This window comes from Epibacterium ulvae, assembly GCF_900102795.1.
Lineage (GTDB): Bacteria > Pseudomonadota > Alphaproteobacteria > Rhodobacterales > Rhodobacteraceae > Epibacterium > Epibacterium ulvae.
Window position 1 is genome coordinate 17,076 of record NZ_FMWG01000021.1, and the last position, 12,986, is coordinate 30,061.

General features: G+C 51.8%; 11 protein-coding genes and 1 pseudogene. 4 read left to right on the forward strand and 8 right to left on the reverse strand.

Annotated features, from left to right (window positions below):
• The first annotated feature begins 8 nt into the window (after nucleotides 1–8).
• From flgG to BLP79_RS19025, 4 genes are read left to right on the forward strand one after another with little or no spacing between them, the layout of a single operon-like run.
• A complete protein-coding gene (flgG, locus tag BLP79_RS19010; RefSeq protein WP_090221270.1) occupies nucleotides 9–794 on the forward strand; it encodes a flagellar basal-body rod protein FlgG in 786 nt (261 codons plus the stop codon).
• Nucleotides 794–1,210: a flagellar basal body P-ring formation chaperone FlgA gene (gene flgA, locus BLP79_RS19015; protein WP_090221271.1), complete on the forward strand. Its 417-nt coding sequence runs from the start codon at nucleotides 794–796 to the stop codon at nucleotides 1,208–1,210. The genes flgG and flgA overlap by 1 nt, the downstream gene beginning before the upstream one ends.
• Complete coding sequence (flgH, locus tag BLP79_RS19020; RefSeq protein ID WP_090221272.1) at nucleotides 1,210–1,950, forward strand: flagellar basal body L-ring protein FlgH; 741 nt, start codon at nucleotides 1,210–1,212, stop codon at nucleotides 1,948–1,950. The genes flgA and flgH overlap by 1 nt, the downstream gene beginning before the upstream one ends.
• A 9-nt stretch (nucleotides 1,951–1,959) precedes the next feature.
• Nucleotides 1,960–2,451, forward strand: a complete 492-nt coding sequence (locus BLP79_RS19025; RefSeq protein ID WP_090221273.1) for a flagellar basal body-associated FliL family protein — start codon at nucleotides 1,960–1,962, stop codon at nucleotides 2,449–2,451.
• 1,097 nt (nucleotides 2,452–3,548) lie between these two features.
• Here BLP79_RS19025 and BLP79_RS20330 read toward each other — a convergent pair.
• From BLP79_RS20330 to BLP79_RS19065, 8 genes and pseudogenes are all read right to left on the reverse strand, one after another.
• Nucleotides 3,549–3,856, reverse strand: a pseudogene (locus BLP79_RS20330) (hypothetical protein); the annotation flags it as partial.
• A gap of 128 nt (nucleotides 3,857–3,984) precedes the next feature.
• Nucleotides 3,985–5,085, reverse strand: a complete 1,101-nt coding sequence (locus BLP79_RS19035; RefSeq protein ID WP_090221275.1) for a flagellar basal body P-ring protein FlgI — start codon at nucleotides 5,083–5,085, stop codon at nucleotides 3,985–3,987.
• Nucleotides 5,085–6,014, reverse strand: a complete 930-nt coding sequence (locus BLP79_RS19040) for a flagellin (RefSeq protein ID WP_170830520.1) — start codon at nucleotides 6,012–6,014, stop codon at nucleotides 5,085–5,087. Before BLP79_RS19040 ends, BLP79_RS19035 begins: the two co-directional genes overlap by 1 nt.
• A gap of 78 nt (nucleotides 6,015–6,092) precedes the next feature.
• Entirely contained in the window at nucleotides 6,093–7,541 is a 1,449-nt protein-coding gene (gene flgK / locus BLP79_RS19045; protein ID WP_090221277.1) for a flagellar hook-associated protein FlgK, read from the reverse strand.
• Nucleotides 7,542–7,584: 43 nt separating this feature from the next.
• On the reverse strand, nucleotides 7,585–8,919 hold the full coding sequence (locus BLP79_RS19050; RefSeq protein ID WP_090221281.1) for a flagellar hook protein FlgE: 1,335 nt from the start codon (nucleotides 8,917–8,919) through the stop codon (nucleotides 7,585–7,587).
• A gap of 121 nt (nucleotides 8,920–9,040) precedes the next feature.
• On the reverse strand, nucleotides 9,041–9,877 hold the full coding sequence (locus tag BLP79_RS19055; RefSeq protein WP_090221278.1) for a flagellar motor protein MotB: 837 nt from the start codon (nucleotides 9,875–9,877) through the stop codon (nucleotides 9,041–9,043).
• A gap of 373 nt (nucleotides 9,878–10,250) precedes the next feature.
• Nucleotides 10,251–11,756: a heme biosynthesis protein HemY gene (locus tag BLP79_RS19060; RefSeq protein WP_090221279.1), complete on the reverse strand. Its 1,506-nt coding sequence runs from the start codon at nucleotides 11,754–11,756 to the stop codon at nucleotides 10,251–10,253.
• Between the two features lie 10 nt (nucleotides 11,757–11,766).
• Nucleotides 11,767–12,986: COG4223 family protein (locus tag BLP79_RS19065; protein WP_090221280.1), on the reverse strand; the 1,220-nt coding region annotated here is incomplete at its 5' end.

Here is a 12,986-nt window from a genome sequence, read left to right on the forward strand (position 1 = left end):
GAAAACACATGCGTGCCTTAAAAATAGCAGCCACAGGTATGAGCGCACAGCAACTGCGTGTTGAAACCATCTCAAACAACCTCGCAAACATGAACACGACTGCATATAATGCGCGTCGTGCCGAATTTGCGGACCTTCACTATCAGCAGGTGTCTCGCGCAGGCACTGTAAACGCATCTGACGGAACCGTTTTGCCTACGGGTATTCAGGTCGGCCTTGGTGTACGTCCGGCCGCGATTTCAATTCACCTGCAGCAAGGTGCATTGAATCAAACCAACAACGATCTGGATATCGCAATCGATGGCAAAGGCTACCTCGAGGTCACTTTGCCCTCTGGTCAAGCCGCCTACACGCGTGATGGATCTCTGAAACGCAATGCTGAAGGCCTTATCGTCACTTCAGATGGCTTTTCTGTATCACCAGAAATCACCATCCCAGATGATGCCCGTAGCATCTCTATCAATCCCGAAGGTGAAGTTTACGGTTATTTTGAACAGGGTGGCGAAGCACAGCTTTTAGGACAGCTAAGTCTCGCCAATTTCACCAACCCCAAAGGGCTTGAAGCCATTGGCGGCAATCTGTTTACCGAAACCGAAGCCTCAGGTGGTGCAACTGTTGCAACCGCCGGCGAAGAAGGGCTGGGCACAATTCGCCAGGGCTACCTTGAGACCAGCTCTGTGGATGCGGTGCGCGAAATCACTGAGCTGATCGCGGCCCAGCGGGGATATGAGATGAACTCCAAAGTCATCTCTGCCGTTGATCAAATGATGAGTGCAACAACACAGGTCCGCTGATGAAACTTTCGCTCGCCCTCGTGATGACGTTCTGCGCCCAAACAGTTTGGGCGGACATCTTGGTGCCCACACGCACCATTCGTCCCAAAGAGGTCATCTCCATCGAAGATCTTGGCTACAAAAATGCCGAAGTCTCTGGTGCTCTAAAAGACCTGAACGCAATCGTCGGAAAAGAGGCGCGCATTGCACTTTATGCCGGTCGTCCGATTCACGCGGGCGATATTGGCCCTCCGGCCATCATCGAACGAAATGATCTCGTGTCTTTGACCTTCCACAGAGGCGGGCTGAGAATTTCAACCGAAGGCCGCTCCCTTGGTCGTGGGGCGGCAGGGGAAACAGTACGGGTGATGAACCTGTCTTCACGCACGACAATCTCAGGTCGGATCACAGCCGACGGCTCGGTAGAGGTAAACTGATGAGCATTAAATCACTTGCAAAATTTGCAGCACTATCGGGCATGATTCTGACCACAGCCTGCGGCCGAATTGATCATTTGGGTAAACCTCCCTCTTTCAACCCAGCGAATGAAACCCCGGAACATGTAGCAATGCTCTGGGAAGGCCTGCCCCACGAAACACGCCCCCGCCGTTCAGTCGACCAAGCCTCGCTTTGGAGCGGAGAGCGGCAATCGTTGCTGGGAGATCGACGCGCAATCAAACGGGGAGATATCCTGACCGTCGTGATCGAGATCGACGAAAAAGCTGAAATCTCAAATGATACGCAACGCTCACGCAATGGTTCAGAAAGCTTGGGCGTTCCGCAATTGCTTGGCATTCCGCAACGGATCGACAACAATTTGCCAGACGGTGCCAGCACCTCCGAAGCTGTATCGATCAATAGTTCTTCATCTTCTGGCGGTAACGGCTCTGTCAAGCGGAATGAGAAACTGGAGCTGCGCGTCGCTGCAACAATTGTCGACGTTCTGCCAAATGGCGTTCTTTCGATCAACGGATCACAAGAGCTACGCGTAAACTTTGAAATTCGCGAACTCCTAGTATCTGGCTATGTGCGCCCTGAAGATATCAGCCGCCAAAACGAGATTACGTATGATAAAATTGCCTCCGCCCGCGTCTCTTACGGTGGCCGTGGTCAAATTACCGACGTCCAACAACCCCGCATCGGCCAGCAAGTGCTGGATGCCGTACTGCCATTCTGAGGTCCTGTCATGATTGCAAAACTTCTGCCTGTGATTTTATTAATCGTCGGAACTGCCGGAGGGATTGGTGCGGGCATCGCGATGGCTCCTGCACCTGAACCCGAAGAACATGCGGAAGAGGGCATGGAAGCGAAGAAAGAGATGGCCGAAAAGGAAATGGCCGGCGAGGACGCGATCCAGTATCAATACATCAAGATCGCCAATCAGTTCGTCGTCCCCGTGGTAGAGCGTGAAGAGCTGGCCTCACTTGTCGTGGTCTCCCTCTCACTGGAAGCCATGCCGGATATGGAAGGGAAAGTGCACGCGTATGAACCTAAACTACGGGACGAGTTCCTACGCGTTTTGTTTGATCATGCCAATATGGGCGGGTTCAGAGGCGCCTTTACACGATCAGATATGCTAGAGCCGCTCCGTATTGCCCTTCGCGAAGCCGCACAAGGCCAACTTGGTAAAGCAATCAATGATGTCTTGATCGTTGAAATCTCACGACAAGATGTTTGATCTGGGTATACTAAACTTACCACAACTTGACTGATCCGGGGCCGAAAACATCTCGTGCGAACAATCTGGCAGACTTTGTTTCGACAAACCGTGTTGAATCTCATGGAGATTTGACACGGTCTTCGTTCTGTCCAGGAATGATTGGATTAATGTTGCGTACCGCTTTGTGGTTTTCTTTGCGGACTTTGAATTTCCTTTGAAGCGTTAACAGTCGTTGCCAGTCTCAAGGCTGTGGCTTCGCTGATATCGCTTTATGCAAATTCAAAGTCTGCGAGATCTTTATAGAAGCGCAGGTCTACATCCTTGCAGGGGTGCCCAATTAAACGCGCATCCTGTACGATCTGAACCGCCCCGATTTTGCGGGAGACTGTTAAGTTCGTCTTTCAAGCTGCGGTTTTGTCTGATTTCAAGGTTTGTTCGTATCGCTCCTCCGCTTCGATGGGCGTGATGCAGCCGAGCGGCTGCAGCAGGCGCTCTTTGTTGAACCAGTCTACCCATTTGCACGGTTTCCCATTCGACCTGATCTTTAGACGTACACTACCCTAGCCGATGGATAACTTCGGTTTTGAACAGGCCGATGATCGTCTCGGCCGGGGCGTTCTGCGTCTTCAAATGATCCCCCGGATTATTTGATCTGCTGCGCGGACCATCTGGAATGCATAGCTATCACCAGTGCTGCCGACTGAGGGCTCCAGTCCGGCGTGGGCCCAAACCCCCTGGGTGTATTTGTCTGCGCGCATGGATTTCCTATTCTAGTGCATCCAAGACAAATTGCCTATCCTGTGTCGTTGATGCTGTCCAGCCGACGACACGGTTCGCGAAAGTATCAATGAGCAATTGTAGGTGTGACGTTTTCGTGCCGCTCCGAGTGCTCGTTTAGGCCACTTTCTTTTCGAATGCGACCGGGCCCAGCTCCAGGCTGCGTGCCGCCGTCGCTGATTTTAGAAGCTGTTGATGCATTGCGAGATGGCCAGTTCCGCGTCTCTTCCACGGCCATCTCTAGAGCCCTTATCGCAAGATTGCGTTCCATGCGGTTCAAAACGGCCCTGCCCATGCTCTTCCCCTCTCGTGCACTTTCAATGCACTGCCGGACAGTGGATAAACCGGAACCTCATGGCTTTTGGTCCGCAAAGAAGGCGTCGCCATTGGGGCTCGAACCAATCGCGCAATCAATGACCATCCTTTTTTAGAATATCCCTCTTGCTGCGGGCAAACAATCCCTCGGATTGTTTACTAATCCTTGCAAGTCGTTCAGGATACGGTTCTCGCGTCGAAGCCGTTCATTTTCACCGGCCCGGTCCAAGCCCTTGTTGGACACAGCATATGCGTCGCAATGCGCCGCGCCCCACGTGTTAAGAGCCGATAGGCCTACGCCCGAATCAGATGCAGCCTGTTTGCGTGTCAATCAGCGCGACCCGCGTTCATCCATCCGTGTCGCTCTCATAGAGAGTCTCCTTTGCCGCAATAAATGCTATCAAAGGAGCCCGACTTCAAACCCTGACACGTCCAGTCTTCTGCGCGTTAGCCTAAGGGCTAACGCACGACAAACTCTGCATGAAGTGCACCAGCGGCCTTCAAACTTTTGAGAATATCAATCATATCGCGTGGAGAGACGCCCAGCGCATTTAGGCCAGACACAACTTCGGACAACGATGTTGTTTCAGGAACTTCTGCAAGCTGTATGCCATCTTCGTCAATGCCTACGCCAGTTCTAGGAACGACAACAGGTTGTGCATCTGTAAAAGGATTAGGCTGTACAACCAAGGGTGCTTCTTCAATACGAAGTGTCAGATTACCTTGTGCCACCGCCACCCGGGAAATCCTGACATCACTCCCCATCACAATTGTGCCTGAGCGCTGATCAACAACAACACGTGCCTTACGTTGAGGTTCAACCAGCACATTTTCCATCCGACCAATTGCATGAGCCGTTGAGCGCGTATTGGTGCGCACGATATCAACTTCTACTGTGCCCGAATCCTGCATCAAAGCCACATTCAGCCCAAACTCAGCATTGATCGCCCGTTCGATACGATTAGCGGTGGTAAAATCTGGCTCTCGCAGAGCTAGTCGCATTGTGGTGAGGGATGAGAGCTCAAAGTCAATCTCGCGTTCAATCCGGCCACCAGAGGGAATAACACCTGATGTTGGTACCCCTTGCGTAATTGTGGCTGCTTCACCTTCTGCAACCACGCCACCCGCAAGAATGGAGCCTTGGGCGACTGCATAGATTTGACCATCTGCCGCATTCAAAGGGGTCATAATAAGTGTTCCCCCTAACAAGCTGCTTGAATCGCCAATTGCCGAAACAGCCACATCCACTGTGGAGCCCACACGTGCAAACGGTGGCAAAGATGCGGTCACAAAAACTGCGGCAACGTTTTTTGGGCGAAATTGTTCACCCGTAACATTGACCCCAAGCCGTTCAAGAATATTGGACATGATTTCTTCGGTAAACGGTGAGTTTCGAAGACCATCCCCAGTGCCGTTCAACCCCACAACTAGACCATAGCCCACCAGATCGTTGCCTCTGACACCGTCAAATTCGACCAGATCTTTCAGACGAATAGCATTGGCCTGTGCGACCATAGGCACCATCGTCAACAGAACCAGGATGCGCAGTAGTTTAAACATTAAATATACCTCTGCAGGCTCAAATCAAAGGATCTAGCTGTAACCTGGAACAAGAGTTCAAGCTGTGTTTGAACCTCTTCAAGCTTAGACTGGCTTTCATAAGGATCAACTTCCAGCATCTTGTTCTTTGCGATATTCAAACTGGTAATTTCTGAGATATTTCGCACGCTGATCGATTCGATCCGAGATTCCATGAAGCCAATATCCGCTTGGCGCTGAATCATCTTGTCATTCGAAGATGTCAGCTCCGCTCCAGACATTTTCACGAGACTTAAAGATGTGGTATCAGACAAAGATAAACCGGCTTCCTCGGTCAAGGCTGCCAGCGCGAGCCCTTTAATCGTTGACTTAAACGCATCATCTGTCGCCAAAACGCTTACCTGTACCGCTTGGTGATCTGAAATTTCGATCGGGGCCATCAGATCCGGCGACCCTGTGTACATCACAGCGTCAAAACCCGCTGGATCATTGAACCAATTGTCCACAGCCGTTTTGATATCTGTACTGGATACCAGTGCCGAAACTTCTGCCACCAACGCAGTCATCAGGGTATCTGCGTCATTCAGGGCAGGACCATCTGTACCTGTTCCTGCAAATATGCTGCGGCCCCCGACATTGCCGTTTAACGAACCAATAACAACATCCAGATCTTCACGCGCATCTTGTCCAACTCCAGCAACATTCACTGTGTTTATCTGGTCAGGAAGACCCAAAATAACATCACGGTTTTCGAGTGCGATATCCCGGATCTGTTCCATCCGAGTCTGTGCACTATTGGCAAACGTGCGCACTTCAGAAACCGTAGTTTGGTAGCTATCCAATTTGTTCAGGGTGTGTTCCACACCCGACAAATAGGTCAGATCTCCTCCCAACCGCGCGGTAGGATCAGTTGTACGCCCTGTAACCACCTCTTTAGAGAGCGTGGTCATTTGTGACTTCAAGCTTGCATTACGAGTCCGAAGGAAACTGTAGTGAGCAAGATCACCAAATGAAGTTGAAAACATTTATCAAATCCTCAGAATTGTTTCCATCAGCTCATCCACGACCGAGAGAACTCTCGCATTCGCGGCGTACGCTTTTTCAATTGCTAGTAAGCTTTGCAGCTCCGCATCTGTGTCAACGCCTTCTGCCAGCTCCATCTCATGTGCTTCGGTAAAACTTGCAGCAGTAAAGCTAAGACTTATTCTGGAGTTTTCATGGGCATGTGCAAAACGCGACATTACATCTGCTGCAAGTGTTGCCGCTGTCACATTCACGGCTCCCAAGGTTGGCACGACAACCGAACGGCTTTCATCAAGCGCTTCACTATATCCGCGCAATAGAGTTGCATCACCTGCATTGCCAGGCGCCGCCGCGTTCAAACCATCACGTAAACGCCACGTTTCACCGGCACCATCGATCGCCACGACATCATTCAGGGATAATCGGTTTGCGATCCCTAGCTCATTTGCCGGATCAAAAAAGGCACCTTCATCCGTAAACAAACCTGCATCCGTCGCTCCAAGCGTTGTATCCAGAGTTGGATCCTGGAAGCGTTCGATCAAATCACGTGCAACCATGTCCAGTTCGGCCTGTGCATCGACCGAGTAAACATCGCGAATTTCAAACGCCTCAGCCAGCGTGCCGCCTTTCATCGCACCATTTTGCCCAGTGCGAATCGACAAACCCGAAATTTCAATGCCCGACAAAGCTCCGCTTGCCTGAGTCATATAAGGTGTCAGATCTCTTTTGCCGTTAAACGTAAGCTCATTTGCACGCCCATCCAGTAGGATTGATCCACCGTGCGAGAACAAGGCTACTTGTCCGTTTTGTCGAGGCACCACCTTCACTGGAACAATCGTATTCACCCGATCAATCGCCTGATCACGCTGATCCATCAAAGCGACAGTCTCGTTTCCAGCGGCTTCCGCAAGCACGATACGCGCGTTCAGCTTTTCAATCTCTTTCAAGGACGCGTTCACCGCCTCAACTTGCTGCTCTATCGAGCGCTCAGCTGCATTACGTTGATTCGCTATCTCATTGGCCGCACGGTTGATAGCTTCAACATACTCGCCAGCAGCCGCGGAAAGCGCATTCAAACGCTGCACTGAATCCGGTCGAGATGAGGCTTCGATAAGTGCTGCATCAAAATTAGATTGGAAAGATGCAAGAGAGCTTGGATCATCCACCGTTCCCACGCTGTCTGAAATCCCTTTATAAAAACTCTCACGACTCTCGGCAGCTTTGTGCTCTGCTTCAACGGTACGGCGGTTCTCTAGGATACCAGGATCGTTGGCACGTGTAATACCAGTAACATGAACCCCTGGAACGCCGTGAACGCGAGTACTCAGCTCTACGCTACGCCGGGAGTATCCAGGTGTCAGAGCATTCGCTAAGTTGTCAGAAACAACCGCGATGGATCTGGACGTCGCAAAGATACCGCTTCTTGCGGAATTGATCGCGCTAGACAGAGTCATAGATCAGCCCACTTCTAATTTTGATGAGGAGTATCAAGCGCTATTAGCGCTTGATGTTGGTGGTTTCTTGCAGCATTTCATCCACAGTCTGGATGACTTTTGCATTGGACGAATAGGCGCGCTGGGTCTGAATCATATCAGTCAATTCGCCTGCAACATCGGTTGCTGATTCCTCCAAAGCGTTAGAGACAATAGCCCCTGTTGGGCCAGCACCTGCGTCCCATAGGAAGAATGGACCACTCTCTAGCGTCGGCAAATAGGTCTGACGATCCAAAGGCTCCAGACCATTTAGGTTTGGAAGATCCACAAGCGGCACCTGATACACAATGTTTTCAAGGCCCGTATTGTATTTTGCACGAACAAAACCATTGTCATCAACAGTCACGCTGACAATGTTGCCAGCAGGGGCGCCATCACGCACAACACCAGTTGAAAGGAAATCTTCCCCCACCTGGCTTAGACCGTTCTTTTCTCCGACCAGACCAAGGTTGATCTCAACCGGTCCACCGGCAACGTTGACTGTTACGGCGCCTGTCACTGGATCATAGGCACCGCCAGCGCCCGCAACGGTAACCCCAGCCAACGCACCATTTGCTGCGCGGCTGTCATCAAACGTTACTGTATATGTACCAATAACTGATCCACCGTCTGCACTATCCGTGATGGTCATTGTCCATTCATTCGAACTGGCTACGGCAGTCGCAGCGGGAATGGTTGGTGTAAATTCAACGGTCAGCGTTTCAGAACGACCCACGTTGTCATAATAGGTCGTGGACATGGTCGTATCTGCTGTAACGGCGGTGGAGCCCGGTTCCGTCGCGCTTGCCGGTAGGGTAATTCCCAAAGTCACCTCTGTTGTAGGTTCACTTTGAAGTTCCGCGCGGTTCACACGGACTGGTTCAAGACCTGCAGTGGTATCACGTGGCTTTGTTGGAATTGTCCCATCAGGTAGCGCCTGAAAGCCAAGCAAAACCAACCCGGATGCTGTCGTAAGATAGCCATCTTCATTGGTTCGGAACGAGCCGGTCGAGGTCAACAGCATCTGCGGCACAGCTTGGCCAGCGTTCACCTCGGTGATGTTGGCCACTGGCAACATACCACGGTTCCGAACGGCAAGGTCAGTCGCGTGTTCGGTACCAACAATAGACCCACGTTCATCAATCAAACGTGTCGTTGTTGCCCGAACGCCACCTGCGGAATATTGACTGGCAGAGTTAAACCCCCCGGCCCGTGCTGTAATGACAGAGTTAAAATCTGTTTCTACCCGCTTGTATCCATAGGTAGAGGAGTTCGCGATATTATCTGAAATTGTGCCCAAACGACTAGCATTCGCGGCCAGCGCTGCAACGCCTGCGTTAAGCGACGAAGAAATACTCATGGATACGCCTTTCTGCTGCATCAATTCTCTTCTGCAACAGTAGCTATCCCAACGAAATTAATACGGAGCTAACAGATAAAATGCGTCTTATCTGTTAGCTCCGATATCAAGGAAATTGGGGTCACTCTCTTAGGAGAATGATCTCTATCCGGTTATTTTTGGTCGACATCGGATTGTCTTGAGACAGCTTCCGGTCAGCGTGCCCCGTCACACGACGGATTCGCTGCGCAGGCATGCCACCTGATTCGAGTAGTTTCCGCGTTTCATCTGCACGCGCATGAGACAGTTCCCAAATCGGGTTATTTGCCAGAACCACGGGCTGTGATCGTGTATGTCCACCAACAGCGATCTTGTTATCAACAACCGACGTCACGCGTGCCACCATCCGCACCAGATCTCGGAACAATGCTGTCGGCGTTGCACTCTCGCCGTCAAATAAAGGCTGATCTACCGTATCAAATAGTTCAATGATCAGGCCTTCATCTGTCACACGTGTCACAATGTGACGTGACATTTCGATAGAGACTGTGCTTTCGCCGCTTTGTGCTGACAGCGCATCCTGCACCGAAACCAGAACTTCGTCTGCTTTCTTCTTCTCAGAATCTTGCTCAACGCCTGTATTACCTTTGGCTTGTTGTGCTTCTTCTGGATGTTCCGCACTCGCACCAGAACCGTTTTGCGGCATGATATCTTCGGTATGCATACTATCGCCGTTAAAGGCACCGTTGCCACCACCAGAAACGCGGCTCAAAGGAATTGAGGGAGAGAAGTAATCCGCAAGACCTTTGCGTTGCTTCTCGGTTGTTGCATTCAATAGCCACATCAACAAGAAGAAGGCCATCATCGCTGTCACGAAGTCAGCATAAGCCACTTTCCAAGCGCCGCCGTGGTGCCCATCACCACCGCCACCTTTTTTCTTCTTGATGATAATGGGCGCTAGTTCACCTTGTGCGCTCATGTTCACCACCACTTTCTTGTTCACCCACAACCGGGATAACAGTCAGTGTGTTAAGCAGACCTTAACAGATAAATTTGCCGGCAGTTAAGACTGATGAACAAGCGGTTTATGGCGCTCGTGCGCAGTAACTTTGCGCAAACTTCTACAGGCAAGTGTCAAAACTGTGTCGCACATACCAATTCTGACTTCGATTGCCTCATATGCCCTTACTTTTCTGATTGGTAAATCACACAAGAATCACAACGCTCCCGTCTCGGGCTCTTCAAAAATTAAGATCTGGAGCCAGAATGCAGGCATACTGACAGGGTGTTTATTAAAAAAGCCACCCCAATCGGGATGGCTTTGGCTCAGAACCACTAACAACAGATAAGCTCTATTTGGTGGCAGATACCTCTTCCACGGGTGCGTCTTCTTTTTCAGAAGCACTTTCTACGCTGTCTTCGATCGTGATGGTTTCGATAGACTCATCTTCGCTCATCGCAACCTCAGTAGATTTATCCTCAAGTGCGCCGACCACCAAAGGCAACATATGCGCACCGGTCAGGCTGGTAATCTCAGGCATCTCAGGTGTTTTCCAGCTGAGGGTATCAAAGCTTGCACAATTTTCGCAAACGGGCGCCCATTCTGCATGGATGTGATTACAGTTTTCACAGACCCACTGTGGACCGCGCGGCACACTCAGGGCTTTGGCCAGCCAACCGCGCACAACGCTGTCATCTGCGCCCTCGCCGCGTTCAATCGCAGCCATCAGTGTAACAGAACGGGCATCAGGTGCACGTTCGGCCAAATCCCCCAGAGCCCGACGCGCACCTGGGAAATCTTCTGCAACGATATGGAGCTCAGCCATCACCAGGCGAGTTTCATCATGATTGGGCTTTAGACGCGTCAGTTGATCAAACCGTTTGATCCGCGCTTCTGCGCTCTCATCCGGCTCGATCTCAGCAAAGACATGAGCCAAGTCTGGATGTGGTTGTGTTTCCCACGTTTTTTTCAGAATACGAGCCGCAGGGCGTTTCTTACCCTTTGCGATATAGGCGCGTGCAGCCAAAGCTGCCGCAGGCACCAAATCAGGGGAAAGGCGATTTGATTCAATCGCCTGTTCCTGCTGCTCTGGCGTTGCTTCCTCGTTCAGCAAAGCTTTTGACGATGAAAGCGCAAGAACGGCATCGCGGCGCTTGAACACATCACGGGTTAACGTTCCGGTCTTCAGCTTGGTGGACAAAGTTTTACGTGCCCCTGCCCAATCCTGTGCCTGCGCCTGCAAGGTCAACAACGTGTCCTGCACTTCTTCATGCTTGGGGCGCAGCGCCAATGCCTTTTCAGCCAAGGCGCGCGCAGTTTCAGCATCACCCTCAGACATTTTCTGCTTCATGATGCCACGGACGCCAACAAAGCGTGTGGCCTGATCAGACAGCAAACGTTTATAAGCTTCCGCTGCTTTCTTGGTGTTCCCGGTCATCTCAGCCGCTTGGGCCGTAATCAGATCAGTCAGCTGTGGATTTTGCAGGTATTTTTCTGCACGCGCCGCCTTGGCCATCGCTTGTTGACCTTCACCTGAGGCCAAGGCCATCAGCCCATCTGCCAGCGCTTTATACCCTTTCCGCTCGCGCCCTTTATCAAAGAAACGCGACAAAGCTGTTTCATCACCATTGATGAATTTCAGCGTCGCCACCAAAAGCGAACACAGCTTCAGCACGATCCACAAGGCAACCAGCAGAACGGACAAAGCGATCACAGACTGCAGTGCACTGAGTGTATATTCCGTGCCTGCAACAGTGATCTGAACACCACCAGATGTTTCCAGAAGCACAACACCGCCATAGGCCAAAGCCGCCGCCAGTGCAAAAAATACAAGATACTTAAATAGAGACCAAAGCATGTAGTCGTCCTTAGTTGGCATTCAGGCTATCAGACAGGGCGGTCAAGGCACGTCCGGTTTCGATATAAGAGGTGGCAGCAGCCTGCCATTCCGCAAGCGCAGCTTGCGCGGCCTCTGGCAGAGCAGATATTTCATCCAATGCAGTCGGTAAATCAGCCGCACGCGCAGCCGCCTCTGCACGCGACAACACAGCATCTGCATCATCGCCTTCACGTGGTGCAACAGACCGCGCACCAAGATGGCGATTGACATAGGCCAGCAATCCACCCGTACCCACATCTTCAGACCGCACACTTGCCAGCGCATCCCGCGCTGCGGGGGCGAACCCTTCGGCCAAGGCGGCCAATGGCATGACACCCGAAACAGCATGCCCAGACAAAACTGCTGGCACATCAACGCCCAGCGCCGCAAGTTCAGACAATTCTTGTGCAAAGGGCTGCCCTGCATCCAGTGAAGACTGCAATCGTGCTATGATCGATTGTGCCGCTGCAATGCGCGCTGCCTCTTTGCTGGCAGTTTCCAAGGCTTGGGCCTCAGCAAACATCGCCTGAACTTCGACATGCTGTGCTGCAAAGCTCTCGCGCAGCTTCTCTATTTCGGCTTCATATGCAGCAATGGCATCAGATGATTCTCCATCCGTACTGATAGGCCGTGCTTCAAGCGTCGCCAAACGCGCATTAAAATCATCAAAACGTTCGGTTAGATCGGAAAGATCTGGAGCACGCGCTGCAGATTGACCCGCAAGATTCGCCTCAAGCTCAGCCATTCGGGCTTCAATCGGTGCAAGATCAACAACAGGTTGCTGATCAATCGCCTCTTTCACTGTCTCCAGATCCAGCTTGAGGCTGGCCTGACCGGTTTCCAAGGCACTCACGTCAATGGTTTCTGTTTTCAGACCCACAGGCAGATAAGGTTCAATCACCTCGCTTTTCGCAACCACAAAACCAATCGTTGCAGCAGCAACCCCTCCCAAAAGGGTTCCCACGAAACCGCCACGTTTTTCAATCACACGCTCAACTTCAACCCGTTCGGGCTGAGAGGTTGGCTCTACCGTTTCCGCGTTTTGCAGTTCGCTTTCGTGAACTTCAACGGTCTCGGTCTCGGTCTCGGTCTCGGTCTCGGTCTCGGTCTCGGCCTCGGCCTCGGTCTCGGTCTCGGTCTCGGTCTCGGTCTCGGTCTCGGTCTCGGTCTCGGTCTCGGTCTCGGTCTCGGTCTCGGTCTCGGTCTCGG

Excerpts from the sequence above, each read along its gene's own strand:
- BLP79_RS19035 (WP_090221275.1), bottom strand. The coding sequence starts at position 5,085 with ATGTTTAAACTACTGCGCATCCTGGTTCTGTTGACGATGGTGCCTATG.
- flgG (WP_090221270.1), top strand. The coding sequence starts at position 9 with ATGCGTGCCTTAAAAATAGCAGCCACAGGTATGAGCGCACAGCAACTG.
- flgA (WP_090221271.1), top strand. The coding sequence starts at position 794 with ATGAAACTTTCGCTCGCCCTCGTGATGACGTTCTGCGCCCAAACAGTT.
- BLP79_RS19055 (WP_090221278.1), bottom strand. The coding sequence starts at position 9,877 with ATGAGCGCACAAGGTGAACTAGCGCCCATTATCATCAAGAAGAAAAAA.
- BLP79_RS19060 (WP_090221279.1), bottom strand. The coding sequence starts at position 11,756 with ATGCTTTGGTCTCTATTTAAGTATCTTGTATTTTTTGCACTGGCGGCG.
- BLP79_RS19025 (WP_090221273.1), top strand. The coding sequence starts at position 1,960 with ATGATTGCAAAACTTCTGCCTGTGATTTTATTAATCGTCGGAACTGCC.
- flgK (WP_090221277.1), bottom strand. The coding sequence starts at position 7,541 with ATGACTCTGTCTAGCGCGATCAATTCCGCAAGAAGCGGTATCTTTGCG.
- BLP79_RS19050 (WP_090221281.1), bottom strand. The coding sequence starts at position 8,919 with ATGAGTATTTCTTCGTCGCTTAACGCAGGCGTTGCAGCGCTGGCCGCG.
- flgH (WP_090221272.1), top strand. The coding sequence starts at position 1,210 with ATGAGCATTAAATCACTTGCAAAATTTGCAGCACTATCGGGCATGATT.
- BLP79_RS19040 (WP_170830520.1), bottom strand. The coding sequence starts at position 6,014 with ATGACCACGCTCTCTAAAGAGGTGGTTACAGGGCGTACAACTGATCCT.